24 protein-coding genes and 1 pseudogene are annotated in these 25,826 nt (G+C 65.1%); 17 read left to right on the top strand and 8 right to left on the bottom strand.

Annotated elements, in window-relative coordinates:
• Positions 1–10: 10 nt before the first annotated feature.
• The 5 genes from ACOYYX_RS36895 to ACOYYX_RS36875 all read left to right on the top strand — a co-directional run bounded on the left by ACOYYX_RS36895 (position 11) and on the right by ACOYYX_RS36875 (position 6,855).
• Positions 11–3,109: a PSD1 and planctomycete cytochrome C domain-containing protein gene (locus tag ACOYYX_RS36895; protein WP_422927645.1), complete on the top strand. Its 3,099-nt coding sequence runs from the start codon at positions 11–13 to the stop codon at positions 3,107–3,109.
• A 25-nt stretch (positions 3,110–3,134) separates the two neighbouring features.
• Positions 3,135–4,652, top strand: a complete 1,518-nt coding sequence (locus tag ACOYYX_RS36890; RefSeq protein ID WP_422927644.1) for a DUF1501 domain-containing protein — start codon at positions 3,135–3,137, stop codon at positions 4,650–4,652.
• Between the two features lie 325 nt (positions 4,653–4,977).
• The gene (locus ACOYYX_RS36885; RefSeq protein ID WP_422927643.1) at positions 4,978–5,478 is read left to right on the top strand and encodes a hypothetical protein; all 501 of its coding nucleotides are present in this window, start codon (positions 4,978–4,980) and stop codon (positions 5,476–5,478) included.
• Between the two features lie 22 nt (positions 5,479–5,500).
• The gene (locus ACOYYX_RS36880) at positions 5,501–5,989 is read left to right on the top strand and encodes a cupin domain-containing protein (RefSeq protein WP_422927642.1); all 489 of its coding nucleotides are present in this window, start codon (positions 5,501–5,503) and stop codon (positions 5,987–5,989) included.
• Between the two features lie 146 nt (positions 5,990–6,135).
• Positions 6,136–6,855, top strand: coding sequence for a sulfite exporter TauE/SafE family protein (locus tag ACOYYX_RS36875; RefSeq protein WP_422927641.1), 720 nt, complete (start codon positions 6,136–6,138; stop codon positions 6,853–6,855).
• On the opposite strand, the gene ACOYYX_RS36870 is transcribed toward ACOYYX_RS36875, so the two are convergent.
• Positions 6,823–7,350, bottom strand: coding sequence for a class IV adenylate cyclase (locus ACOYYX_RS36870; RefSeq protein ID WP_422927640.1), 528 nt, complete (start codon positions 7,348–7,350; stop codon positions 6,823–6,825). The genes ACOYYX_RS36875 and ACOYYX_RS36870 overlap by 33 nt on opposite strands.
• A gap of 75 nt (positions 7,351–7,425) precedes the next feature.
• On the opposite strand from ACOYYX_RS36870, the gene ACOYYX_RS36865 reads away from it, so the two are divergent.
• Together ACOYYX_RS36865 and ACOYYX_RS36860 are read left to right on the top strand one after the other, a co-directional pair.
• Positions 7,426–7,992, top strand: a complete 567-nt coding sequence (locus ACOYYX_RS36865) for a TetR/AcrR family transcriptional regulator (protein ID WP_422927639.1) — start codon at positions 7,426–7,428, stop codon at positions 7,990–7,992.
• 60 nt (positions 7,993–8,052) lie between these two features.
• A complete protein-coding gene (locus ACOYYX_RS36860) occupies positions 8,053–8,979 on the top strand; it encodes an SDR family NAD(P)-dependent oxidoreductase (protein WP_422927638.1) in 927 nt (308 codons plus the stop codon).
• Between the two features lie 58 nt (positions 8,980–9,037).
• On the opposite strand, the gene ACOYYX_RS36855 is transcribed toward ACOYYX_RS36860, so the two are convergent.
• Complete coding sequence (locus ACOYYX_RS36855; protein ID WP_422931714.1) at positions 9,038–11,617, bottom strand: carboxypeptidase regulatory-like domain-containing protein; 2,580 nt, start codon at positions 11,615–11,617, stop codon at positions 9,038–9,040.
• Between the two features lie 97 nt (positions 11,618–11,714).
• Between ACOYYX_RS36855 and ACOYYX_RS36850 the strand changes: the two genes are divergently transcribed.
• Entirely contained in the window at positions 11,715–11,921 is a 207-nt protein-coding gene (locus ACOYYX_RS36850) for a hypothetical protein (RefSeq protein WP_422931723.1), read from the top strand.
• On the opposite strand, the pseudogene ACOYYX_RS36845 reads toward ACOYYX_RS36850, so the two are convergent.
• Positions 11,873–12,247 (bottom strand): annotated as a pseudogene (locus ACOYYX_RS36845) (RNA polymerase sigma factor); the annotation flags it as partial. The gene ACOYYX_RS36850 and the pseudogene ACOYYX_RS36845 overlap by 49 nt on opposite strands.
• A 527-nt stretch (positions 12,248–12,774) precedes the next feature.
• On the opposite strand from ACOYYX_RS36845, the gene ACOYYX_RS36840 reads away from it, so the two are divergent.
• The gene (locus ACOYYX_RS36840) at positions 12,775–13,509 is read left to right on the top strand and encodes a hypothetical protein (RefSeq protein WP_422927637.1); all 735 of its coding nucleotides are present in this window, start codon (positions 12,775–12,777) and stop codon (positions 13,507–13,509) included.
• Positions 13,510–13,619: 110 nt separating this feature from the next.
• On the opposite strand, the gene ACOYYX_RS36835 is transcribed toward ACOYYX_RS36840, so the two are convergent.
• The 3 genes from ACOYYX_RS36835 to ACOYYX_RS36825 all read right to left on the bottom strand — a co-directional run bounded on the left by ACOYYX_RS36835 (position 13,620) and on the right by ACOYYX_RS36825 (position 16,267).
• A complete protein-coding gene (locus ACOYYX_RS36835; RefSeq protein WP_422927636.1) occupies positions 13,620–14,024 on the bottom strand; it encodes a GNAT family N-acetyltransferase in 405 nt (134 codons plus the stop codon).
• Between the two features lie 3 nt (positions 14,025–14,027).
• Positions 14,028–14,942: a diacylglycerol/lipid kinase family protein gene (locus tag ACOYYX_RS36830; RefSeq protein WP_422931713.1), complete on the bottom strand. Its 915-nt coding sequence runs from the start codon at positions 14,940–14,942 to the stop codon at positions 14,028–14,030.
• A gap of 68 nt (positions 14,943–15,010) precedes the next feature.
• A complete protein-coding gene (locus ACOYYX_RS36825) occupies positions 15,011–16,267 on the bottom strand; it encodes an SCO family protein (protein ID WP_422927635.1) in 1,257 nt (418 codons plus the stop codon).
• 497 nt (positions 16,268–16,764) lie between these two features.
• Here ACOYYX_RS36825 and ACOYYX_RS36820 point away from each other — a divergent pair, with 497 nt between their 5' ends.
• The 4 genes from ACOYYX_RS36820 (at position 16,765) to ACOYYX_RS36805 (ending at position 19,917) form a co-directional block, all read left to right on the top strand.
• Positions 16,765–18,153: a glycosyltransferase 87 family protein gene (locus tag ACOYYX_RS36820; RefSeq protein WP_422927634.1), complete on the top strand. Its 1,389-nt coding sequence runs from the start codon at positions 16,765–16,767 to the stop codon at positions 18,151–18,153.
• Between the two features lie 100 nt (positions 18,154–18,253).
• Positions 18,254–18,871, top strand: a complete 618-nt coding sequence (locus tag ACOYYX_RS36815; protein ID WP_422927633.1) for a protein-tyrosine phosphatase family protein — start codon at positions 18,254–18,256, stop codon at positions 18,869–18,871.
• A gap of 375 nt (positions 18,872–19,246) precedes the next feature.
• Positions 19,247–19,504: a Synuclein gene (locus ACOYYX_RS36810; protein WP_422927632.1), complete on the top strand. Its 258-nt coding sequence runs from the start codon at positions 19,247–19,249 to the stop codon at positions 19,502–19,504.
• A gap of 107 nt (positions 19,505–19,611) precedes the next feature.
• The gene (locus ACOYYX_RS36805; RefSeq protein WP_422927631.1) at positions 19,612–19,917 is read left to right on the top strand and encodes a DUF883 family protein; all 306 of its coding nucleotides are present in this window, start codon (positions 19,612–19,614) and stop codon (positions 19,915–19,917) included.
• A 198-nt stretch (positions 19,918–20,115) separates the two neighbouring features.
• On the opposite strand, the gene ACOYYX_RS36800 is transcribed toward ACOYYX_RS36805, so the two are convergent.
• On the bottom strand, positions 20,116–21,888 hold the full coding sequence (locus ACOYYX_RS36800) for an alpha-amylase family glycosyl hydrolase (RefSeq protein WP_422927630.1): 1,773 nt from the start codon (positions 21,886–21,888) through the stop codon (positions 20,116–20,118).
• A gap of 460 nt (positions 21,889–22,348) precedes the next feature.
• On the opposite strand from ACOYYX_RS36800, the gene ACOYYX_RS36795 reads away from it, so the two are divergent.
• From ACOYYX_RS36795 to ACOYYX_RS36785, 3 genes are all read left to right on the top strand, one after another.
• On the top strand, positions 22,349–23,539 hold the full coding sequence (locus ACOYYX_RS36795) for a potassium channel family protein (protein WP_422927629.1): 1,191 nt from the start codon (positions 22,349–22,351) through the stop codon (positions 23,537–23,539).
• Positions 23,540–23,749: 210 nt separating this feature from the next.
• Positions 23,750–24,115 carry an ArsR/SmtB family transcription factor gene (locus tag ACOYYX_RS36790; RefSeq protein WP_422927628.1) on the top strand — a complete coding sequence of 122 codons (366 nt, stop codon included), beginning with the start codon at positions 23,750–23,752 and terminating at the stop codon, positions 24,113–24,115.
• A gap of 2 nt (positions 24,116–24,117) precedes the next feature.
• Positions 24,118–24,573 (top strand): SRPBCC family protein, encoded by a 456-nt coding sequence (locus tag ACOYYX_RS36785; protein WP_422927627.1) that lies wholly within the window; start codon positions 24,118–24,120, stop codon positions 24,571–24,573.
• On the opposite strand, the gene ACOYYX_RS36780 is transcribed toward ACOYYX_RS36785, so the two are convergent.
• Entirely contained in the window at positions 24,570–24,845 is a 276-nt protein-coding gene (locus tag ACOYYX_RS36780) for a hypothetical protein (protein ID WP_422927626.1), read from the bottom strand. The two genes, ACOYYX_RS36785 and ACOYYX_RS36780, sit on opposite strands and share 4 nt — an antisense overlap.
• A gap of 39 nt (positions 24,846–24,884) precedes the next feature.
• Here ACOYYX_RS36780 and ACOYYX_RS36775 point away from each other — a divergent pair, with 39 nt between their 5' ends.
• Positions 24,885–25,664, top strand: a complete 780-nt coding sequence (locus ACOYYX_RS36775; protein WP_422927625.1) for a DUF899 domain-containing protein — start codon at positions 24,885–24,887, stop codon at positions 25,662–25,664.
• The last annotated feature ends 162 nt before the right edge of the window (positions 25,665–25,826 follow it).

Here is a 25,826-nt window from a genome sequence, read left to right as displayed (position 1 = left end):
AGCCTTTCGCATGCCCAGTGCCCGCATCGGCCGGATTCGTCGAGCCCTGCTCCTTCCGGCGCTCGCGATCGGCCTCATGGGGATCGCCCAGGTCCGGGCCTTCGCGGCCGACGGGTCGTCCGCGCCGGTGGACTTCGCCCGGGACATCCGCCCGATCCTGGCGAGGCACTGCTATGCCTGCCACGGGCCGGACGAGGGCCAACGCAAGGGCAAGCTCCGGCTCGACGTGAAGGCCGAGGCCTTCGCCGAGCACGACGTCGGCCGCCCCTTCGTCCCCCGCTCGGTGGATGAGAGCGAGGCCCTGCGCCGCGTGACCTCCGACGACCCCGAGGAGCGCATGCCGCCCGGCGGAGCCGAGAAGCGGCTCACGCCCGAGCAAGTCGGCCTGCTCCGGCGCTGGGTCGAGCAAGGGGCGACCTGGGAGCAGCACTGGGCCTTCCAGAAGCCGACCCGCCCTGCGCCCCCGGCGATCAAAGATGCGGCATGGCCCAGGAACCCGATCGACCACTTCGTCCTCGCCCGACTCGAACGCGACGGACTGGCCCCTTCGCCCGAGGCCGACCGCACGACCCTGATCCGCCGGGTCTGCCTCGACCTCACCGGCCTGCCCCCGACCCCCGAGATGGTCGCGAGGTTCCTCGCCGACCCGTCCCCCGCGGCCTATGAGAGCCTGGTCGACCGCCTGCTCGCCTCCCCCGCTTACGGCGAGCGCTGGGCTCGCCCCTGGCTCGACCTCGCCCGGTTCGCCGACACCAAGGGGTACGAGAAGGACCTCCGTCGCACGATCTGGCGCTATCGCGACTGGGTCATCGACGCCTTCAACGCCGACAAGCCGTATGACGCCTTTACCGTCGAGCAACTCGCCGGAGACCTCCTCCCCAACCCGACCCCCGATCAACTGCTAGCGACGGCCTTCCACCGCAACACGCTCGTCAATGACGAGGGGGGGACCGACGACGAGGAGTTCCGCATCATCGCGGTCAAGGATCGGATCGACACCACCGGCCAGGTCTGGATGGGCCTCACCATCGGCTGCGCCAAGTGCCACAGCCATAAGTACGACCCGATTTCGCAGAAGGAGTACTACCAGGCCTTCGCCTTCTTCGACCAGACCGAGGACGCAGACCGCTACGACGACTCCCCGACTCTCCCCGTCCCCAGCCTCGCCCAGCGCGAACAGCTCGCCGACCTCGACGCCAAGATTCTCCGGTTCGAGGCCGACCTCCACGCCCCGACCTCGGCCCGACTCGAGGCCATCGAGACCTGGGCCTCGGCGATCCGGGCCCGGAACCGCTGGACGTTCCTCAAGCCCGAGCGGATGGAGGCGTCGAGCGGCTCGACCTTGAATCTCCAGGCCGACGGCTCGGTCCTGGCCCAGGCTTCGGCCCCCTCGAAAGAATCGTACAGCCTGACCCTCCCGCTGGCTGGCCTGGGCAAGATCGGTTCGATCCAGCTCGAGGCCCTCACCGACCCGTCGATGCCGAACCGAGGGGTCGGGCGTGCCTCTGGCGACGGCAACTTCGTACTCACCGGCATTAGCGCAACGCTGAAAGGCCGCGATGGCAAGGATCGACCGCTCGGCTTCGCGATGGCGGAGGCCGACTTCTCGCAGGACAACTACCCCGTCGCCCACGCCCTCAAGAATCCGGATCCGCAGCATCACGGCTGGGCCGTCTCGCCGCAGCAGGGGAAGTCACACCAGGCCGTCTTCCGGCTCGATCAGCCGGTGAATGTCGAGGATGGGGATCGGCTGGTCGTGACCCTCGACCACCAGTTCACCTTCGGATACCCCGGCTTCAGCCTCGGCCGGTTCCGCCTCTCCGGCTCGGCCGATCCGGCGAACCCGATCGGCAGTTCCGACCCCGAGGGGGTCGTCGCCATTGCGGCGATTGCGCCCGAAGCCCGCACGCCCGAGCAGCGCGACGCCCTGCTCCGCGACTACGCCGACCGGGCCCCCGAACTGAAGTCCAAGCGAGACGCCGTGGCCCGGCTCAAGGCCGACAAGGACGCCATCCTCAACTCGGTCCGGACCCCGATCTTCCGCGAACTGCCCGGCGAGCGTAAACGCATCACCCGGATGCACAATCGGGGGAACTTCCTCGATCCGGGGGAGAAGGTCGAGGCCGCCACCCCGGCGAGATTCCACCCGTTGCCCAAGGACGCCCCGAACAACCGGCTCGGCCTGGCCAGATGGCTCATGGATCCCGAGAACCCGCTCACGGCGAGGGTCGCGGTCAACCGCCAGTGGTCGCAGTTCTTCGGCCGAGGCCTCGTCGAGTCGCAGGAGGACTTCGGCTCGCAGGGGATCCCGCCGACGCATCCCGACCTGCTCGACTGGCTGGCGGTCGACTTCCGCGAAGGACGCTGGTCGTTCAAGCGGCTCTGCCGCCAGATCGTGACCTCGGCGACCTATCGCCAGGTCTCGCGCTCGACGCCCGACCGGCTCGCGAAGGATCCGGAGAATCGCCTCTTCTCACGAGGGCCTCGGTTCCGGATGGAGGCCGAGATGATCCGCGACGAGGCCCTGGCGGTTTCGGGCCTCCTGAGCCAGAGGATGATGGGGCCGTCGGTCATGCCCTATCAGCCCGACGGGATCTGGAAGTCGACGTACAGCAAGGACAACTGGGTGACGAGCGCCGGAGCCGAGCGGCATCGCCGGGGCCTCTACACGTTCATCAAGCGAACATCCCCTTACCCGGCGATGCTCGTCTTCGACGCGCCGAGCCGGGAGTCCTGCACGGTGCGACGGATCAGCACGAACACGCCGCTCCAGGCGCTCGTCACGCTCAACGACGAGGTCTACATCGAGGCGGCCCAGGCCCTGGCCAGGCGCTCGACAATCGAGGCAGGCGGCGACCCTTCGAGCCGCATCGCCCACGCCCTGCAGCTCGCCCTGATCCGGACCCCGAAGCCCCGGGAGGTTGAGGCTCTCGCGGCTCTCTATCGCCAGCGGCTGGCCTACTACCAGGCTCATGCCGACGAGGCCAAGGCGCTGGCGGCCGAGCCGCTCGGCCCCCTGCCCCCGGGCATGGACGCGGCCGACCTCGCGGCGCTGACGTCGGTCTGCAACGTCATCCTCAATCTCGACGAGTTCCTCACCCGCGGTTGATACCGCCTTCGCAGGAGCCTTTCCCGTGAATCTCGAGCACGAGATCCTCAAGGCGGTGACCCGGCGGCACTTCTTCGGCAATTGCGGCGTGGGCCTCGGCGCGATCGCCCTGGCGCAACTGCTCGCGAAGGAAGGGCGTGGCGAGGCGAAGCCCGAGACGTCGAGGAGCCCGCTCGCCCCCCGCCCGCCCATGCTGCCGGCGAAGGCCAAGAGCGTCATCTATCTCCACATGGCCGGGTCGCCGAGCCAGCTCGACCTCTTCGACGAGAAACCGGCCCTCCGCAAGTTCAACGGCAAGCCCTGCCCGGACGAGTACCTCAAGGGGAAGCGGTTCGCGTTCATCAAGGGGGTGCCCAAGATGCTCGGAACCCCCTTCTCGTTCGCGCAGCACGGTCAGTCGGGGGCCTCGCTGAGCGAGGTCTGGAAGCACCTGCCCAGCGTGATCGACGAGTTCGCCGTGGTGAAGTCGGTCAAGACCGACCAGTTCAACCACGCCCCGGCCCAACTCTATCTCCAGACGGGCACGTCGCAGTTCGGGGGGGCCTCGCTCGGTTCGTGGGCAACCTACGGGCTCGGCTCAGAGAATCAGGACCTTCCGGGCTTCGTTGTGCTCACGAGCGGCGGCAAGACCCCCGACGCCGGCAAGAGCGTCTGGGGGAGCGGCTACCTGCCCTCGGTGTATCAGGGGGTCCAGTGCCGCTCGCCGGGAGACCCCGTCCTTTTCCTCGCGAACCCAAAGGGCATGGACCGCAATGGCCGCCGCGAGACCCTCGACACCCTGCGGATGCTCAACGCCATGGAATCCGAGTCGATCGGCGACCCGGAGACCCTGACCCGCATCGCGCAGTATGAGCTCGCCTACCGGATGCAGGTCGCCGCGCCCGAGGTGATGGACATCAGCAAGGAGCCCAAGTCGATCCTCGACCTCTACGGCGCCAGACCCGGCTTCGTCCCCGACTCCGAGTCGGCCGACGACCCCCGCGTCGCCTACAAGGGGACCGACGCCTCGCTCGCGAACAACTGCCTGCTCGCGCGACGGATGGTCGAGGCGGGCATCCGGTTCGTGCAGATCTACGACTGGGGCTGGGACCATCACGGCGTGAGCCCCGGCGAGCACATCCCCACGATCCTGCCGATCAAGGTCCAGCAGATCGACCGGGCCCTGACCGCGTTGGTGCTCGACCTCAAGCAGCGCGGCCTGCTGGACTCGACCCTGATCGTCTGGGGGGGCGAGTTCGGCCGGACCCCGATGCAGCAGAACAACCAGCCCAACCTCCCGTTCATCGGCCGCGACCATCACCCGTTCGCCTTCACCATGCTCCTGGCCGGCGGCGGCATCAAGGGGGGCCAGACCTTCGGCGCGACCGACGACATCGGCTATTACATCACCGAGAACCCCGTCGACGTCCGCGACATCCAGGCGACCATCCTCCACCTCCTCGGCCTCGACCCCTGGACGCTCTCATACAGCTACCAGGGCCTCGACCAGCGACTGATCGGCGTCGAGGGCAAGGCGAAGATCCATAAGGCCTTGCTGGCCTGAGTCGAGCGGCCTCGATCCGTAGAGCGAGGTCCGTCACAGCCATATTCCCGGCAATGATCGAGCCTTGAAGCGTCAGCGATGGGCAGTCTCCCATCGCGGCGCCCTTCCTCACGCGAACATCTCCGATGACGGCTGACCTGCTGCCCCGCCTATCCGAAGCGAGGGCTTGGCGTTGTACGTGTGCCAAGGCCCTGGCCCGTTGCGCTCGAGCCGGCATGGGGCCGGTCGGTGTCGCCTTGCGTACCGAACGGTTCGACGGCCCAAGCCGAAAATCCGCTCCGATGAGGTCCACGTCCTCCACTCCCTTCCCCTGGAGCCAAGACGCATGCTCATTCCAGCCTCCGCCATCCCCGCCTTCACGGTCTTCCACGTCGCCATCAGCCTGGTGGGCATCGCAACGGGATTCGTCGTCGTGTTCGGGATGATCATGAACCGGCCGGTTGATCGTTGGGTCGCCGTCTTCCTGGCGACCACGACGTTGACGAGCCTGACGGGCTTCGGGTTCCCGATCCGGGGCATGACGCCCGGCATCGCCCTCGGGATCATCTCGCTGGTCGTCCTGGCCCCGACGATCTACGCCCGCTACGGCCGCAGACTCGCCGGACACTGGCGGATGGTGTACGTCGTCGGCTCGTTGTTGGCTCTCTACCTCAACGTGTTTGTCCTGATCGTGCAGTCGTTCCTGAAGGTGCCCGTCCTACATGCCCTGGCCCCGAAGCAGACGGAGCCCCCCTTCATGGTGGCCCAACTCGTCTCGCTGGTGGTGTTCCTCGTCCTGGGCACGCTCGCCGCGCGACGATCCCGACCGGGCGTCCTCGCGGCATGATCGGACTCATGGGAGAAGACTCATGAATCGCAGCGTCGACGAGCCCAAGGCTGATCCGGAAGCCACCTCTCGCCGTGGATTCCTCGGGTTCGGGGCCGCGCTCGCGGCCCTGGGCACGACCGGCGAGATTCCCCTCGCGGCGGCGGAGGGGATGAAGGCGACGATGACGGAGGTTTCGAAGGACACCGTCACCGACGCGGGCGAGCCGATCCTCTATCTCGACACCCCCAACCCGGAGATCTCGTCCTCCATCATGACGATCCCGCCGGGGACGACGACCGAGTGGATGACTCATCCCGTCCAGGGCTATGTCTATGTCCTCGAGGGCACCCTGATCGTCGAGTTCGCCGATGGGATGTGCAAGACCTTCAAGGCGGGCCAGGGTTTCCTCCAGGCCAGGACGAAGTGGCATCGCGGCCGGAATGACGGCGAGAGGGTCGTCCGCTTCCTGGCCGTCTTCTTCGGAGGCAAGGGCGTGCCCAACGTCCTCCACCCCCCGAAGACCTCATGATGGGCCCCTTGGACTTGTCCTGACGCCGATAGCCAGGAACATTCGTTCGCATGGGCGCGCGGCTCCGCGTAGGATGTAGGGGCCGGAGTTCGCGCCGCCATCTACATTTGAGCTATCCGGCCTTATCGAGGTATGCTGCTCCGCTCATGTTCTGGTCCTGGATTCTCCTCCTGTGCTGCGGGTGCCTGGCCGGGACGGTCGCGGGGGTTGCCGGGTTCGGCGGGGCGATCCTGCTCATGCCCGTGGTCGTCTTCACGGTCGGGGCGAAGTCGGCGATCCCCGTCCTCACCGTGGCCCAACTGCTGGGGAACCTGTCGCGGGCCGGTTTCGGCCGTCGCGACATCCGCTGGCGGTCCGCCCTGATCTTCAGCGCGGGGGCGATCCCCGGCAGCCTCATCGGCTCCCGCCTCTACGTCGAGCTCGATTCGTCGCGACTCCCCCGCCTGATTGGGATCCTGCTGCTCGCGATCGTGGTGTTGCGCCATGCGTCGCCCAGGCTCGGGCGGATCTCCGAGCGAGGGCTGGCGCTGGCGGGCGTGGGCGTCGGGTTCCTCTCTGCCGTGGCCGGGACGATCGGACCGCTGCCGGCGGCGATCTTCCTCGGGCTCAAACTGCCGGCCCCCGCCTACGTCGCGACCGAGGCCGTCGCCGCCGTTTGGATGCACGCGACGAAGGCCCTGATCTACGGTCGGTATGCCGTGCTGTCGCGAGTCGACACGATGCGAGGCCTCATCCTCGGGGCCTCGCTCGTCTTCGGGTCGTGGATGGGACGACGGATCTTGACCTCGATGCCCGCCGGCCGGTTCGCGACGTTCGTCGAGGTGCTCCTCATCCTATCGGCATTCCTGCTGATTTTTGGAGTTTAAGAGGTCGACATACGCCGTTTCGATGAGGTCGTCCCGCGCAATGCCCAGATGGCTCATCAAGTCGCCGGCGATCGCCTGGCCTTCCTCGCTGGTGTCGTCGGCGCCCAGGACGACCTCCAGCTCCATGAACGTGCCGAGGCCTTCCACCTCGTCGAGGTGGATCCGCGTGTTCTTCACCAGGAACAGTTGCCGGCGCTTGCGGACGCGCCCGACGACGCCATACGCCTGGGCCAACGCCTCGCGCAGCTTCGAGGGCTCCGGCGTCTTCGCGATCAGGTATTCCGAGACCTTCGGCGCCGAGGAATCGGGCCTCCGATAGAAGATCAACTCCCCGGCCTCGGCGTGGAACTCCCGCAGTTTGAGCCGCCCTCGCTCGCAGGCGAAGAAGGTGTCATCCTGGAGGATCTCGACTGGCCCCGAATCGGCGATCGCCTTGGCGCGATCGAAGAGGGTGGAGAGGTCCCCGACGCGAGCCTTGATCTCGACGTTACGCATGATATCCCATGTCGCTGAAATGAAAGCCGAGCCCTTTTAGTTGACTGACTGCTCGCTCATCGCTATCCTCCCATCATGGCCAGGCCGAAGGATGAAGACAAGCGGAACGCGATCATGGCGGCGGCGACTCGCGTCATCGTCACGCGAGGGCTGAGCGCCCCGACGGCGATGATCGCGCAGGAGGCCGGCGTCGCGAACGGCACGCTCTTCACCTACTTCGCGACCAAGGCCGTCCTGTTCAACCAAGTCTACCTCGAGCTGAAATCCGGGATGGCCGCTGCCGCCCTGGACGGGCTCCCGGCGAAGGCCGAGCTTCGCGAGCAACTCTTCCACGCCTGGTCCAACTGGATGGTCTGGGCGGTCGCCAATCCCGACAAACGTCGAGCCCTGGCGCAGCTCGGCGTCTCGGAGGAGATCACGATGGAGACCCGCGCCGAGGGGCACAAGATCATGGCCGGCATCGCCGAACTCTTGCAAAAGGCCCGAGCCAACGGCCCCTTGAAGAACGCCCCGATCGGCTTCGTCGCCGCCCTCATGAACTCGCTGGCCGACGCCACGATGGAGTACATGAGCCAGGATCCGGCCAACGCGAAGCAGCACAGCAAGACGGGATTCGACGCCCTCTGGCGGGTCCTGTCCTGATTTTTTTTGATCGAAATAATGACTGACTAGACAGGCAATAAAAAGGAGGCTGACATTCCCATGACTGGTTCCGCGAACCATCCGACATCCCGCAAAGCGTACCTCATCACCGGCCCGACCTCCGGCATCGGCCGCCGCACGGCGTTTGAATTGGCGAAGCACGGGACGGTCGTACTGGTCGGCCGCGACCCCAGGAAGCTCGACGAGGTGCGGGCGATCATCGAACGCAAGGGAGGGCATGCGGTCTCGGTCGTGTGCGACCTCTCCGACCTCGCGAGCGTGCGTCGAGCCGCGGCGGAGATCATCGCCCTCGACCTGCCGATCGCGGGGATGCTCAACAACGCGGGCATGGTCCAGATGCGGCCCACGAAGAACGCACAGGGGTGGGACATGACGTTCGTGACGAACCACCTCGGGCCCTTCGCGCTGACCGAGGCCCTCGTGCCGCATCTCGCGGACAGGACGAACGTCGTCTTCGTCGGCTCGGGCACCGAGGATCCCAACCGAGGGCCGGCCGTGGCCGCAGGATTCCGCGGCGGCCGTTACATCTCGGCCGAGGCCTGCTCCCGCGGCGAGTGGCTCCCCGGCGGCTCGACTCTCCCGGGGGCGGATGCTTATGCCACCTCGAAGCAGTGCAACATCGCCACGGCCCTGGCCTTCGCCCGCGAGAACCCTCGCTTGCGCTTCAACGCTTATGAACCGGGCTTCAACCCCGGCACCGGCCTGGGCCGCGAAGCTGGCCTCGGCTTCCGCCTCCTGTCGAAGACCCTCCTCCCGCTGCTCGCCCCATTCATGAAGTTCTGGAGCAACCCCAGGCGAGCCGCCCGCGTCGCCGCCATGATCCTGACCGACGAGTCGAAGCAAACCGGCATCTACTACGACGACGGCGGCCAGCCCTCGCTCGGCTCCGCCCTCGTCCATGACCCCAAGTTCGCCGCCCGCGTCGTCGCCGAGACCCGCGCCCTGCTGTCGACGGCTCCGGGCTGACATGCTTTGATGTTGAGGTCTTCCCTTGGCCGCAGACTCATCAGGCGAAGCCGACCGGTCACTTCGCTTGCTGCATCATGGGGGGAGCCTTCGCAATCAACTCCAACTCACCGAGATCAAGCGGCTGATCGCTACGTCCGCCCTCCATCTCGGGCACGACTACCGTATCAGGAGCCATTGACCAGAATTGAACACGCGTTGCTTTAATTTGATGGTGATAGACCATCCATCGATAAGCGCCGGGGATGACGTCTTCAATTTTGAATGTGCCATCAGCCTCGAGCTTGACGGGATAGTTGACGCAGTAAGCTCGATTCAGGTCTTGAGTATATGCCCAGCCTTCTGGGGTTTGCCGCCAATGTTTGACCCATTCGGCCTTCTTCTCCTGGCTCAATCCCTTGGGGATCTCGCCATTAAATCTGGGAGTCTTGAGTCCGAAGTTAATGCTGTTGGGGACCGACTGAGTCCCGGCGTTGAAGTCAGAGCCGGCCACCTTGACGATGCGGCCAACGACTGGCCGCCCTGTTCCTCCGACCTTGACCCTCTCAGTCTTCCCGGGCTTGGCTTCGAACGAGACCCAAGGGCCCATGCCCTGCCTGCCTGGCCCGATTTCCGTCATTCGAGTCATTCGAGTCACGCCTGACATGACCCGCTCGAAGGTGAAGTGGCCGGAGGCATCCGTCTCAGTCTCGCTGTCGCTCTCGCGGATTCGAGGATCGTTTTGCACTCCCAACAGGCCGTGGGCGAGGCGGACCTTCTGATAGGTCCCTGGCCTGGAGCCGATCGCCAGAGAGCCCTCGACCCTGCTCCATGGGATGAGTTCGATCACGCGAGATTCCGGGACCTCTTCCTGGGGAAGGCGTGCATAGCCTTTCTCATGCTCGACCAGGATGATCGCCGGCCCGGCCTGATGCGGGAAGGCAAACGTACCATCGCGCCCTGTTTTCAAAGTTGGGTGGCGGTAGGGATGCAGGTCCCGTCCATCCTTGATATCGACGGGCAGCAACTTCGTGGCCAGGGTCACGGTCGCCCCCTCGACGGGGTTACCGCCCGGGAATCTCACGATTCCCGAGAGTTTCGGATCCGTGGGGACACTCCCCCGGGTCAGCTTGAAATCATAGGTTTGAGTTCCATCGGTACTGAGGAACTCGCGAGATTCGGCCGGCAGATATCCATCCGCCTCGATGAGGAGCCTGCGAACCTCCTGAGCCTCGAGGTTCGGGAAGGCGATCTCATATTGGCCGTTGCCGCGATGATAGGTAAGGTCTCGCTGCCAACGCGTCGGCTCGCCCTTCGAGTTATCGCCGATGATGATTCGGAATGATGGGATCGGCCGATTCGTCTCGGAGTCGAGGACGGAACCTTTGATCCTCAATTCGGGGCGTAGAGTCACGAGAGTATCGAGACTCTCCGGAGTCATCTGGAGATCAACAAAAGAATACCCTGACTTGTAAATGGAAAGTGTAAAAGTCTCGGTCGGCTCATTCGGGAGGAGATATCTGCCCTCGGCATCGGTCTTGGTTCGCGACCTGAAATCCGAATTCATTGGTCTCGGGAATGCCGTGGTCCTTATCTCCGCGCCCTGGATTGGCTTGCCGGCTTGATCTTGCACGCGGCCCCGAATGGCGCGGCCCTTTTCGAGGTGGAACTCGACTGGAGGCATGTCCTCCACCACTTTGATCTTGCGGAGTTCACGAGCGTGCCCAGAAGCATTCACATGGAGTTTGAGTTCGCCACGCGTGACATGCGAGAAGGAGAAATTGCCGTGACGGTCGGTACTTATCGAAGGTAGATTGCGACTTAGATAATCTCCCTGGCTGACGGTCGCAAAGGGGATCGGCCGATTCTCGCGGTCTAGCACCCTGCCCGAGATGGTCAACCCAGGAGTCATGACCATCACGCTGCTCAGATCCCTCAGGGCCGTCGTTGGCGGAGCCTGGCGGCTCTGCAATTCCTCGGTGGCATAGTCGGGGTGAGTGAGCCTGATGGACAGTCTGTCGAACTTCGCCGGTGCAAAATCGCAAATCCATCGCCCCTCGACGTCTGTCTCGACAGGAAAGGCTTGGAGATCAGGTCGCGGCACCAAATCGCCATTGATGATTGAATCACTTGATATCGAAGGATAGACTTTGACTTGTCCTATTGGCTTGCCATCGGAGTCGCGGATGAAGCCTCCGATTCTCGTCCCGGGCTCCAGGGATATCTCCAACGGCTCTGGGAGGGCTCGCTCGGGCGCATCGGTCATATCTCCCCAGAGAAATAGGATCGGGACGAACCCAGCCTTGCTGGCCCGGATCCAGAAGGAAGTTGGATTAGGCTTGGCGAACAAGATCACATAGTTTCCAGAGGGATCCGTCGTCTCGTCGTGTCGCGACGCATCACCGCCGAGGTTTAGCAGGACGCCCGGTATCGCTTTGCCCGTGTTCTTGTCGATGACCCGTACCTTCAGGGTTTGGCCCGGCTGGCCTGGCTTGGGCTGGTCCTTGAATTCGTCTTGCTTCGCGACTGCCGGGGGCGGAACGACGGCGGCAGGCTCTTGGCGACTGTTCTGGGCCGAGGCATAGGCGAGCGTGATCAGGGTCGTGGTGACGATGAGCGCCAGCGAGATCGAGGCGGCCTTGAGTCGGGAGAGGCGCATGGCTTGGATGGCTCCTTCGACCAGGGTCAGGATCGTCGTCGAGACCTTGACCTCGGCGGCGAGGCCGATGGCCGAGGCGTGAGGGATGAGGCGGGTTGTGGCAGTCACCAGTGCCGAGGGGATCGCGACGGAGGCGGGCTCCCAGAGCGAGTTGACCCCGACCAGACCCAAGGTCGAGCCCAGGCCCCTGCGGGTCAGTTGGATTCGCAGGCGGTCGCGGGCCCGGGAGAGCCGACCCTTGAAGGTCGTGGGGGACCAGTTGAGGCGACGCGCGGCCTCCTCGTACGTGAGCCCCTGGAGGTAGCAGAGGACTAGCGGCTTGAGGTACTTGCGGGGCAGGCGCCGGATCTCCTCGTCGAGGACGAGGCGGGCGCGATCCTGCTCGTCGCTCTCGTCGGAAACGGCCAGGGCCTCGGCTCTCGCCCCGAGGCGTTCCCGCTCGCGGCGGCGGGCGGCATTGGCGCGGGCCCGCAGGGCGACGCGGTAGGCGACGCCGTAGAGCCAGGGGCCCAGGGCGCCGGGGTCGCGGAGGGTGCCCGCCTTCCTCAAGAGGATCAGGAAGGTGGCCTGGAAGGCGTCCTCGGCGTCGTGGGGGTCGCGGAGCAGGCGCAGACAGAGGCTCCAGATCATCGGGCCGTGACGGCGCACGAGGGTCTCGAAGGCCGCCTCGTCATTCTGGCCGCATGATCGCGCGAGCAATTCCTCGTCAGGCAGGCCCGAGGCACTGCCTCCCTCGAAGACCTGGCCGAGTTGGCGGAGAACCGACTCATGATGTGCGCCCCGCATGCTCATGCTCTCTCCTCGCCTGGAGCCCTCACTTGTTTCCAGGGTACTGCGCCGGGTCGGAATATCGGAACGGATTTTCCCCGAAGTGGCCTGGAGCTGAGTCTTTAGGGCGAGGGTGAAATCCTTGGGTCACCGAAGGAGTGAGAGGGTTGCCGTTGAATTTAGCTTGATCGATTTGTATTTCCAGGATTCTCGATTTTATGTAATTGTTTCGAACTCGCTAAAAACCCAGGCTTCTCTGGTCGATATTGTTTAACAGTAACGCGAGTGCACCCATGAGACATGACACCGGGATCCGCGTGAGGAGCCGCGAGTAGGAGACGTTATGCCAATGGCCTACAGACTTTTGCCGAAGCGCGGAGTAATGATCGATGGCGCTGCGATTGATCCTGATGGGCGTAGTTGCGGGCATGGGGATGAGCTTGCCGAACCCTGACGACGTTGTCGGGTGGTGCGGTGCTGCGGCATCCTGGGTCGATGCCCGATTTCTTGGGCTGGAAGAGCCGACACCGCCGGTTGAGACGGATGTCGTCCTGATGGATGAGACGACCCCCGCCGAGACGCCCGCCCCGATGCCCTCCGACGAGCAGTTCAACGCGGTCATGTCGGACATGGCGACCGCGTTTGCGAAAGAGATGACCCCCGCCACGACCGAACCCTCGGTCGTCCGGATCGTCGAGGCGCCTGCGGCGCCTCCGGTCGAAGTCATACCCCCCGCGAAACCTGCCAAGGCCGCGGAACCTGCCAATGAAGAAAAGGTCGCCGTGATCGATCCGGACGCGACCTTCAACCTGGTCATGAACGAGACGGTCGGAGCCTTCAAGGCCGACCTGGCGACCTTGCCTCACGACGAGCCCGCGGAGGTCGTGGCGACGGCCGAGGCCGTCGAGACGCCGACGATCGACCCCCTGCCGCTGGAGGCCCCGGCCGCCCAGGTCGCCTCAACAACGGACGCAACGGCGTCGACCCCGGCCTCGGAGCCCTCGAAGGAAGTCCAGGAGGGCCATCCCGATCGCTTGGAGCACGCCATGCGGCTCACCCGCGAGGCGGTCTTCGCCTGGGCGAGCCTGATCCACGGCCCGGCGGTCGTGACGATCCCGCACTGAGCGACGGGCGGCACGCCCGAATGACCTGACAAAGCCAAAAGGCCAAGGCATCCGGGGCGAACACCCCTGGATTCCTTGGCCTTCTCATTCGCTCTCGGATCCGACAGGGCTCAGTGCGTCTCGGGGATGATCCAGCAGGAGTCGTGCGGGAGCATGCCGATCTTCGGATAGTATTCCCGGGCCTTGGGGGCGGCGAGCAGGATCAGCTTGGTATCAAGCCCAGCAGCCTCATGGGTCTTCCGGATCAGGATCTTGCCGATCCCCTGCTTCTGATAGGCCTCGTCGACCGCCAGGTCGGAGAGATAGGTGCAGAAGCTGTAGTCGGTCAGGGCCCGAGAGACGCCCACCAGGGTCTCGCCAGCTCTCGCGGTGACGATGACGTCGGCGTGCTCGAGCATCTTGCGAATCCGCTCGGGCTCGGCGACGGGCCGGCGTTCGGCCAGGGTCGAGCGTACGAGCAGGTCGACGAACTCTTCGGGGGTGAGACCCGGTTCGAGCTGGTAGGTGATTTCCATCGGTCAGCTCCCCTGACTCGCCTGGGTTTCGAGGGCGCCCACCTCGACATCCGGCTCGGGCACGAGGACGCGGAGGGCGTGGGGTTTGACCTCGACGACGGTCGGGGTCTCGCCGATGATCTCGCCATCGGCCTGGACGGGGAGCGGTTGTTCCGAAGCGATCGAGATGCGTCTCTGCGCCTTCAAGTATCGAGTGTTCGTGCTCATCGTGTGGCGGCCCACGATGACGAGGAGGGCGAGCGTGAAGTAGTTCCAGAGGTTCCGGGCGCGGACGACGCAGACGTCGAGCAGCCCGTCGTCGGGATGGATGTCCGGGCCCCAGCGGAACGGGGGCTGGCCGAGGATGCCGCTGTTGGCGATCACGACCTGAGAGGCCCGCTGGCGGATGCGCTTGTCGTCCACTTCCAGTTCGAAGCGGCGGGGCTGGAAGCCGATGAGGCGGGTGGAGGCGGTCCAGAGGTAGGCGATCCGGCCGTATCGACGCTTGTCCTCGCGCTTCGTGTCCCGGATCATCATCGAGTCGATGCCGACGCCGACCTGCGTGAAGTAGCAGTGACCTTCGACGCACATGGCGTCGATCTCGGCGACGCACTTGGGGTCGCCCAGGAGCTCGCATGCCCCGAGGAGGTCGACGGGAATCCCGAGCTCTCGGGCCAGGACGTTCGCCGTGCCGAGCGGGATGATGCCGAGCGGTGTCTCGGTGCCGACGAGGCCATTGGCCACGGCGGAGACGGTGCCATCGCCCCCCGCCGCCACGATCAGGTCGTAGCCCTTGCCGGCGGCCTCTCGCACGAGGTCGGCCAGGGAGTCCCCTTTCGCCGTCTCGTAAATGTCCCAGGTGATCTCGGAGTCGGTGAATTGGCGCTGCAAGGCTTGCCGGACATCCTCCGCCGTGCAGCTGCCGGCGACCGGATTCAAGACGACGAAGATTCGGCGTATGGCCCCCTCGAGTCTGAGGCAGTGGGTGGGCCGGCCGGGGGGAGATATCAAGATGAGGTTGCCTCCGCAAGTAGGGTCTTCACGTCCTGCAAGACCATCTCGGGTTTGAGGTGCTCGAGGCTGTAAATCTCGCGCTCGTGCCCCTGGGGATCGACCAGGAAGATCCTCGACGGATGATCGAGGGCCCCGCCCGGGCCGGTTTTGGCCCACATACCCCAGGCTCTCACGACCTCGCTCACTTCGCCAGGGGTCCCGGTCAAGAAATGCCAGGCTCCGAGGTCGGCGCGGAAGATCCGGGCGTAGTTGGCCAGGACTTCCGGCGTGTCGCGTGTCGGGTCGAGGCTGATCGACACGAACTCGACCTTGTCACCCCAGAGGTTGGACTTCTTGAGCGTCTCCTGGATCCGGTAGAGGTTCTGCGTCGTCGCCGGGCAGGTCCCCGTGCAGGTCGTGAACACGAAGCTGACGAGCGTCGTCTTGCCGCGGAGGTTCTTGAATGCAAACGGCTTGCCCGACGAGTCGGTCAGCGAAAAAGTCGGGGCCAGGCCGATGTCCCCCAGGGGGCTGGCCGAGCCGACCCCTCCCCCTTGCGGGAGAGAGGTGGAGGGAGCGGCGGCGGCGGGCACCTTCACTTCCTTCGTCTTCTTGGCCTCGAGGAACTCCTTCCAGAGCTGGTTCACCGGCTTGCCGGCGAGGTCCTCGATGGTCTTCTCGGTGCAGGTGCCGTCGCGGAGGGCCTGATTCAGCTCGGCGATGATCCCCTTGTGCTTGGTCTCGTCGAGCCAGACGAGGAAGGCGGCGGCCGGCTGATAGCCGTTGCGGTAGCTCGAGCGCTGGGGGTCGAAGTCACGGCGGGGGGACTTGGGCTCATAGCGGTAGTAGCGGACGTAGTCGGCGATCCCCTCGACGACCCAGGAGGGGCGGTACTTGGGATACGACTGCGCGACGTGCGTCAGCTCGTGGATCACCATACCAAAGTCGTCGGGATGCTCCCGGACCCACTTCGCGCTGACCTCGATCATGTCGCCTGAGGTGCCCGCGACCCCCTCCATGTTCTTGAAGACGATCTTGATCTTGGAGGGGGCGGTGTAGCCGTCGGTCTTGAGGTCCTTGACGATCTTGGGATACCACTCCTCGCCGAGCGTCTTGGCCTCTTCGCCCCAGGCCTTGAGGTCGGGGACCTCGGTCGTGTCGATCTCGATCGCGACCTTGGGTTCGGGCTTCGGCTCGTCGGCGCGCGTCGACCAACCTCGGACCAGGGCCAACGCGGCGACCACCGCGAGACTCAAGTTGCGTCGCAGCATGATTCTACCTCAACGGGATTTGGGACCGGATTCCGGTGTGATGGGAGAGGGGGCGAGAGGAATGCACTGCACCCACACAATCGTATCCGGGAATCGATATCTTCCGAAGACACCTAACATTCGAAAGTCGACGAAGAAATACGTTGTAGGGGAGACGCGCCGAGGGTACGTCCTGGCTGGAAACCCAAGCAGGAAAAGCTTTTTGGGAGAATCGATGCGCGAGATCTGGATTATCCGGCGTGCCCCGGCCGATACAGTGGGCTGAGACTCTTCGCGACGAGAAGGACCTCGGCCGCGAACTCTCTCCGGGCTTTCCGCTTGCGGAAAATCCCCAAATTTGAGATCGCTGGGGCGGCGCAGAGCCGTTTCGGCCGTCAACGAGTGACGTCGAGGGCCGTTGAACCGGGGCAGGGACGCTCCCGGAGCTCGGCGAATCCGCGAAGGATCGAGGCATCGCGATGGCAACCGACCATGTCTCTCGGACCGGGAACGCAAGGATGAGCGGTCGCGCGGTGCGAGTCCACCAGGACGAGTCGATCCAATCCGGCTCCGATAATCCCGAGGGTTCCCAGGCCCCAAGCCCGGTCGAGCCGAAGCGTTACGAACCGAAGACGTATCTGCAGATCTTCGCCCTCTTCGGCGTCCTGGCGATCATCTTCTCGATCGCGCCGGCCTCGCACGTGTTGAAGGGGAAGAAGAACAAGGACTACCCGCTCTGGTACGAGACGGGTCGGAAGGTGGTCGAGGGGAAGGACATCTATCCCAAGGATCACCGCCCCTTCCCGTTCATGTATCCCCCCTCGTGCGCGGCGATGCTTGCGATGGCGACGTTCGCGGGTGAAGTCCCGTTCGTCTTCGGCCTGATCGTGCTGAACACGGCGGCCTGGCTCACCTGCATCCTGCTCTCGGTCTACCTCGCGACCGGGCATGCCTGGCGGCAGCACCCCCTGCTCTATCTGGTGCCGTCGCTCTGCGTGATCCCGTTCGTCTCGGATATGTACCTGCTCGGCCAGCCGAACCTCTTCCTGCTGGCCCTGATGCTGGGGGCCCTGGCCTGCCTGCGGCTGCGTCACCCGGTCGCGGCGGGTGCACTCGTCGCCGTGGCCGCCGCCGTGAAGGCCTTCCCGGTGATGGGGATCGGGTATCTCGTCTATCGCCGCCAGTGGAAGGCCACGGCCGCGATGGTCGGTTTCCTGACGTTCCTACTCCTGGTGCTCCCCGCCGGCTTCCGAGGCCCCGCTAGGGCCTGGGACGACATGGCGACCTGGACCCGAGGCATGGTCCTGAAGTATGACCAGGGGAGCATCGCCCAGCGTCCCGACCGGTCGTACAGCTACAAGAACCAGTCGATGATGGCCCTCGTCAATCGCCTCTTCCGCCCGGTCCTTGCCGACGGCGAGGCCGACCGGACCTGGCGCGTGAACGTCGCGGACCTCGGGTTCAAGGGGGTCAACGCCGTCATCCTGGGCGTTGCCGCATTGCTCTGCCTCTTCTACATCGGGACGATGCCGTCTCGGGCGAAGAGGACCGATCGCACGGACGCGATCGAGGGGAGCATGCTGCTGCTCATGATCGTCTTCTTCTCGCCCCTCTCGTTCAACTACTTCTACGTCTGGTTGATCTGCCCGCTGACCATCGCCCTGTCGATGGTGCTCGAGGCGCCCGAGAAGTCGCGGGAGCGGACGGCCTTGGCGGTCTGGATGGGGACGAGCGTCTTCCTGCTCGCCCTGGCGATCCCCTTCCTGCGAGGCTCGCAGGCGTATGGCAACCTGTTCTTCGCCGCCCTGATCCTGATGGTCGGGCTGGGCCTGAGGATGCGTCGGATCACGTCGCTCGGCCGGGTGCTCGGCGGCAACGCCCCGAGCTTGGGTGCCGCCTCGGCCTGAGTCACGACGACCTCGACATACAGAAAGGACCGGAGCGAGAGACATGGAGTCGGCTGGCGAGAGCATTGCGCGCGGCGAAGCCCCCCACGACCGCGTTGGGATGACCCGACGCCGGCTGCGCTCCTGGTTCCGCGAATATGGGCTCGGCGTGGCCACCTTCGGCGTGATGCTCGCGGGCCTGGCCCAGAGCGTGGTCGTCGAGCACTGGTTCGACTGGTTCGAAAAACGCGTGAGGATCGTGGCCCCCGGTCAGTTGGTCCGCGGTGCCTTCCAGCGCCCGGAAGCCCTCCGGCGGATCATCAAGCGCGAGGGTATCAAGACGATCGTCACGCTGACCGCCTACAGCGAGACCGACGACCGGTTCCTAGGTCAGATCCCGGTCGTCCAGGAGACCGGCGTGCGCTGGATGATCGTCCCGGTGATCGGCTCGCGCCCTTCGATCGAGCAAATGCGCAAGGCGTCCGACCTCCTCAATGAGCAGGCCCTCCGCCCGATCTTCTTCCACTGCGTGGCCGGCCACCATCGGACGAGCCTGGCCCTGGCCGCCTACCGGATGCGGCACGAGGGCTGGTCGGCCGACCGCGCCTGGGCTGAGGTCTCCTCCCTCCCCTGGGCGGATCCCGAGGCGGACAAGTTCGACCGCAAGCAGATCTATGCCTTCGCCGAGCAGTACGGCGCCCGCCTCGCCGGCACTCCCGGCACCTCGCCCGTCCGCTGAAGCTTGGCTCGACGCCATCCCGCGATCGCGGGAATCGTATCAACCGGCGAGCATGTCATATCCTCGTGTTCGCCGCATGCCGAGACGATCGGCCGGTTGTGAAGACGCCGGCACTATCCTGAGAATTCGACGACGCACGTCGATTGAAGCCTGACCTCGTCGGATGATCCGAACCCCCGTCGGCCCCCATGCCTCGGCCCTTGAATTTCGCGGAAACCTGGTGGATCTCCTTGCGGAGGGGCCGTCGGTCTGCGCAGATTGAGGATTGACCTGCGAATTCACGAATCGGGCATGTGATCTGCTTTTACAACCGTTGCAGCCACGAGAAATCGAATCCGGGAATGGATCCACGCCTGATAGATCGGGAGACTTCGCATGTCGAACACCACAGACAAGATCAAGGAAGGCCTCGAAGACGCGGCGCACAAGGCCAAGGAACTCGCAGAGACGGCCTACGAGAAGACCAAGGACGCCGCCCATACCGCCGGCGCGAAGGCCAGTGACGCGGCCCACACTGCGGGCGAGAAGGCCCGGGACGCCGCCCACACCGCCGGCGAGAAGGCGAAAGACGCCGCTCACACGGCCGGCGAGAAGATCAAGGAAGTCGGCCAGGACATCAAAGACAGGACCTGAACGACAACGTTTCGTGGTCATTCGTGGATCTTGAACAGGACATAACCCCGGCCCTGGACACGGGATGACCCCCTGCCCGGACGCCCGACGCGAGAAGGATTGAGACCATGGCGGATCCGAAAGACAAGGCGAAGGACGCGATCGACGAAGGTGCCGCCCAGGCCAAGAAGGCGACCGACTCGGTCGCCGACAAGGTGGGCGGCATCGCCGGCAATGTCAGGGAGTATGCTGAGCAAGCGGGTGCTCAGTTTCAGCACCAGTACGAAGACGTCGCCGACCGCGCCCGCGAGGGCTACCGTCAGGCGAGCGGGATGGTCCGCGAGAACCCGGCGCAGTCCGTTGCCCTCGCTTTCGGCCTCGGCATTTCGCTCGGGCTGGTCCTCGGCCTGGCCCTGCGGTCCGACCGCTCCTGAGTGGTCTCGACCCTGCGAAACATCGAAGGGCCACCCGTCACCGACTGGGTGGCCCTCTGCATTTCGAACCCTGACATCAGATAAAGCCGAACGCCCGTGTCGATCCCATCGCGATCGATCCGGGCGTTCGGCTTCGAAATAAAAGATGCCCGGGGCGCGGGTGAAGCGCCTCGGGCATCGATTCGGCTCCGCCGACTCTCACTCCTTATCTTGCGAGAAGATCAGGAAACTGTACGGGGCGATCGCGAATTCGCCATAGTTAGGGTAGCCGTCGTAATCGCCGGGGTGCCCTTCCATGTCGAAGCTCTCGAAGTCCTGGAAATCGGGGGCGTACCCCTTCCAGTCGCTGTTCATGCGGAGCACCCACTTGCCCGGCTGCGGCAGGCCGATCCGGTAGTTCTCGAACGACTTCGCGGAGAAGTTCGCGACCACGATGACGTCGTCGCCGGCCCCACCCTCTTCCCAGCGGTGGAATGCGATCATCTTGTCGAGGTCGTTGATGTGGTGAACGTTGACGTGCTGACCGCTGAGCCCGGCCGTGGTCCCGGCGTCGTTGAGCCGGAGGCTGATGAGATCGCGGTAGAGGCCGACGATCCCCTTGTGCTTCTTGGTCAGTTGCCAGTCGAGCGGGACGGTGTCCTGGAACCAGCCGGATTCGAGGAAGTCCTGCCCCTGGAAGAGCATGGGGATGCCCGGCGACGTGAAGACCAGGGCCGCCGCGAGCGTCGACCGCTTCTTGGCGTAATAGTTCTCGGCCGAGTCGGCGTCCACCTCCGAGGTCACGCGGGCCTTGCCGTTGGCGACCTCGTCGTGCGACTCGCTGTAGATGACCCGCTGGAAAGCGTCGCCGTTGTAGCCGTGGGTGATCGCGTTGCGGAGCGTCCACATGTTGCGGTGCGAGTCGTCGGGCGCGATCACCGTGGCCCGGACCGGGTGGACGAACGCCGCGTCCCACTGCGAGCCGAACCCGGCGCCGCCGGCTCCGACGTCCTTGGTGATCCAGCTATTGTTCTGCAGATCCTCGGCGATGGTGATCTTGTTCGGGAACCGTTCGCGGATCTCGCCGTTGATCCACTGGGCGAGGCCCCACCCGTCGGGCAGGTCGCAGCCGGGGTCGCCGTCCGCGCGGACCTGGCGGATGTAGAGGGTCATGTCGTAGCGGAGGCCGTCGACGTGGAAGTCCTCGACCCACATGATGGCGTTGTCGCGGATGTACTGGCGGACCTCGCCTCGGCCGTAGTCGGGCCGGCTGTTCCCCCAGGGGGTCTCGCAGCGCCAATCGTTATAGAAGTAGATGCCGCCCAGGTTGTTCTCGCTCCAGCCGTCGAACTGCCAGATGTGGAGGTCGCCGGGGCCGAAGTGGTTGTAGACGACGTCGAGGATCACCGCGATCCCGAGCTTGTGGGCCTGCTTCACGAAGTGCTTGAACGCCTTCGGCCCGCCGTAGGAGCTCTCCACAGCGAAGATGTGCGCCGGGTTGTAACCCCAGGAGAAGTCGCCGGCGAACTCGGCGGCGGGCATGATCTCGATGGCGTTCACGCCGAGCGACTTCAGGTGCCCCAGCTTCTTCTCGGCGTCGGCGAAGGTCCCGGGTGCCCCGCCCGGGTCGTCATTGAAGGTGCCGATGTGGAGCTCGTAGACGACGAGCTTGTTCCAGCTCGGCATGGTGAAGTCATCGTCCGCCCAGTCGAACTCGGGGTCGTGGATGATGCCGTTGCCGACGGAGTTCGTGACCTCCTTGGCGTATGGATCGATCCTCGAGAGCTTATTCGAGCCGTTGTGGATCAGGTAGCGATACTCGTCGCCGATCTTGGCCTTCTCGAGGTCGGCGTACCAGTAGCCCCCATCCTCGGCCGACATTGCGTTCGCGGTCTCGTTCCAGTCGTTGAACGAGCCGACGACGAAGACCTTCTCGGCGTGGGGGGCCCAGACGCGGAAGGCCGTCCCCCCGTCGTGAGAGATCGCGCCCATACCGTCATGAACCTTGGAAGTCGGCTTGGCGGCGGCTGAGGCTGCAGTCGTAGCAGTGGCTGAAGCTGTCGGGCGAGGCTTCGTCGCGGTGCGATCCTGGGCCATCGGGGCCTCCGGGCGTGTAGAAATCCTTCAAAGGGCGGGCGTGATGGGGGATTGTGGAGGTCGCAAACGTCATGCCGACGTCCCGGCGTGGGCCTGCAATCGCGGGCGAGGCGCGTGCCCTCCATATCCCTGGTATCATGAGATGAACGGCCCAGACAATTCCTCGCGGCCTCACGCGAATGACCTCCCCTCGAGCCCGGCCGAGGAATCGTCGACTGCGAATTATCCGCCCCGGCCCTCGACGTGCTATCGTTAAGATTCCCCCTCGCCGGATCCGTCGCGACGACGAGCGATGGAAGGCCGCAACCAGCTCGACCGAACTCGGCCTGTCGCCTGCGGGAGGGGGCCGGCCGCCGTGGACGGAGACCAGGGCATTCCTACCAGTCGCCGACGGGCCATCCTTGATGCGTTGAGGTCGCGGGAGTGGCGACAGGCGATCCTCTCGGTCGTCACGAAATGGAACCGAAACCAGGTCCGCCAGGCTTTCGTGGCGTTCTTCGTGAGCTGGCAGGTCGGGGCGATCGCCCTCTATTACGCCGAGCGGCGGGTCAACCCGGACTTCGCCACCTGGCTGGACTCGCTCTGGGGCGTCTGGGTGGTGCTGTTCAGCGGCCTCGCCACGTCCCCGATGACGACCGCCGGGCGCCTGGTGATGAGCGTCCTGCTCCTCCTGGGCACCGGCCTGGCTGGCCTCTTCACGGCGAGCCTGGCGTCACTCTTGATCGAACGCTACCTGCGGAGACGCGACGTGTCCAACTTCGAGATGGAGGGCCACCTGGTCGTCTGCAACTGGGCCCCCCGCGGATTGGAGCTGATCCGCCAGGTCCACTCCCGGATCATTCAGGAAAGGCGCCCCGTCGTCATCATCCACGACGACCCCGAGGACATCCAACTGCCCCGCGAGGGCGAAGATCCTGCCTTCAGCGACGTCTACATCGTCCACGGCGACCCGACGGATGATTTGATCCTACGGCGGGCCAAGGTCCCCACGGCCCACTCGGTCGTGGTCCTGACCGACGAGCGAGAGGGCAAGTTCGCCGACGGCAAGTCGATCCTCTGCTGCATCTCCATCCGGGACCTCTGCCGGGGGGGGAGCCAGCCCAACATCTCCGCCGAATGCCGCGAGGCCTCCCACCGCCTCCATCTCAAAAAAGCCGGCGCCGATGAGATCGTCTCCTCCGAGGACCTGGGCCTGAGGCTCCTCGCCCGCTCGGCCCTCTTTCACGGGATGACCCGGGTCTATCACGAGCTCTTGACCGTCGGCCGAGACGCCAACGAGATGTTCCTGTTCCCGGCCCCCGAGGACCTTCTGGGCAAGGACTTCGTCGAGTTGAGCGGCCTCTTCGCCAGGCATCGTGGCGACCGCAAGGCCTGCCTCCTGATCGGCATCCAGCGCGGCGACGAGATGCACCTCAACCCGATCGGCGGCGAGTCCGGCCCCCTGCAACGCGACGACCAGTTGATCCTCCTGAGTCGCGTCCTGCACGACCCCACTCAACCCCTCCCGACGAGCCCGCCGGCGAGTGCGGCCGGGGTCAGCCCCTAGCCCGTGCGATCTTCCCGCCGGCTCGCTCCCATCAAAATCTGTCCTCCGAATCGATTCTCGAACGCACCCGCTGCCCATCTCGTTTCCCTTTGCACGATGCAGGTTAACGTCGCGTTTGCGGTCCGCCATCGCATCGCCCACGTTCGAGGAAACGTCCCGATTCCTGACGGCCTCCCTTGAAATATTCCCATTACGGTATATTATCCCCGCATGGCACGAGCATCAACGACTTCCGACGCGTTCAATGCGGTGGCCGAGCCGCGACGGCGACAGATACTCGACCTCCTCGCCCTGGGCGAGAGGCCGGTGAACGACATGGTCGCGTCGCTCGGGCTGGCGCAGCCCCTGGTCTCCAAGCACCTCAAGGTCCTCAGGGAGGTGGGGTTGGTCAACGTGCGAGGGGCGGGCCAGCAGCGGCTCTACACGTTGAACGCACAGAGTTTGAAGGCCATACACGACTGGGTCCGGAACTTCGAGCCCTTCTGGGATCACCAGCTCGATCGCATCAAGGAGCGGGCCGAGCGCAAGGCGAGAGAGCGATCCGAGGGGCAGGACAACTCCGAAGGGGAGGAATGACGATGCCGATCAGCGATGTCGAGCAGGAAATCCAGTGCTTCACCATCTCCAAGGAGGTCGAGATCGCCGCGCCGATCGAGATCGCCTTCGAGGCCATGCTGGAAGAGATCGGCCCCGAGGGGCAGATGCCCGACGGTAAGCCGTTCCCGATGAAGCTCGAGGCCTGGCCGGGCGGGCGCTGGTTCCGCGACCTCGGGAACAACGCCGGGCACCTCTGGGGGCACGTGCAGGTCATTAAGCCGCCGACGCTGCTCGAGATCTGCGGCCCGCTGATGATGTCGTACCCGTCGGCCAACCACCTGCAATACCGCTTCAAGGCGGAGGGGAACGGGACGCGCCTCCTGTTCACCCATCGCGCGATGGGGGCGATCCAGCCCGAGCATCGCGACGGCCTCTCCGAAGGCTGGGACTACTGGCTCGGGCGGATCCGCAAGGGGGCGGAAGCCAAGGCCCGCTAAGCAGGAGACGCGGCGATGAGCACGTGCTGCGATGCCGCCAGCGACCGCAGGAAATCGTCGGGGCTGCGAAGGCTCCGGGAGTGCCTCGCATGGCTCGTACCGGGCGCTTTGTTCGCACTGATCCCCAAGTGTCCCGCGTGCCTGGCGGCGTACGTGACGCTCTGGACCGGCTTCGCCCTGTCGTTCTCCGCGGCGACGTACCTCCGATGGGGGCTGCTGTCCTCCTGCATGATCTTCGTACTCTTCTTGACGATTTCACGTCTAAAATTCATGCGATCCACGTCCCCTCACTTCAGAATGGAGTTTGAACCGTGCCGCACGAAGTCGCAAGTCGAGAGGATTGGCTCAACGCCCGGCTCGAGCTGCTCCGCGACGAGAAGGAGCTGACGAGGCGCAGCGACGAGCTGGCCAGGCGACGCCAGGCGCTCCCCTGGGTCCGGGTGGACAAGGACTATCGCTTCGAGACCGAGCGGGGCACCGTCTCGCTGGCCGACCTCTTCCGGGGGCGCTCGCAGCTCCTGATCTACCACTTCATGTTCGGCCCCGATTACACGGCGGGCTGCCCCTCTTGTTCCTCGCTCGCGGACGCGTTCGACGGCGTCGTCGTCCATCTGGCGAACCACGACGTCACGCTCATGGCCGTTTCGAGGGCTCCGCTCGCGAAGCTCCAGGCGTACAAAGAGCGGATGGGCTGGACGTTCCCCTGGGCGTCGTCGACGGGCAGCGGCTTCAACTTCGACTTCAACGTCTCGTTCACCGAGTCGGAGCAGCGCGACGGGAGCCTCGAGTACAACTACCGACGCGGCGGCCACGCGATGGACCTGGACCCGGCCCCGGCGCCCGTCGTCGAGTTCGCCGCCACCTGCGGCACCGATGCCCCGACCTACTCCCGCGACCGCCCCGGCATGAGCGCGTTCGTCCTCGAGGACGGCGTCATCTACCACACCTACTCGGCCTATGCCCGCGGGCTCGACGGCCTCTGGAATATGTACCAGTGGCTCGACCTCGCCCCGAAGGGTCGCAACGAGACGGGCGTCTGGTGGCGTCGCCACGACGAGTACGCGCCGGTCGTCCAGATCTCCAGTGTGTGAGAGTCGCACTGTCCTGAAATCGAGGAAGCCCTTCGGCCGTCATGCCGAGGGGCTTCCTCATTTCATCAAGTCAAGCTTCCAGGATTTGAGCTGCATTTCACCCTTCCCGGAGGTGCGATCGAAACGTCGGGTGGGTTTGGGTGGATCCGGTTCGCTATAATT

This window comes from Singulisphaera chitinilytica (genome assembly GCF_049331405.1).
Classification (GTDB): domain Bacteria; phylum Planctomycetota; class Planctomycetia; order Isosphaerales; family Isosphaeraceae; genus PoT.
The sequence above is the reverse complement of the archived record's forward strand: the minus strand, read 5'-3'. Positions and strand labels throughout refer to the sequence as shown.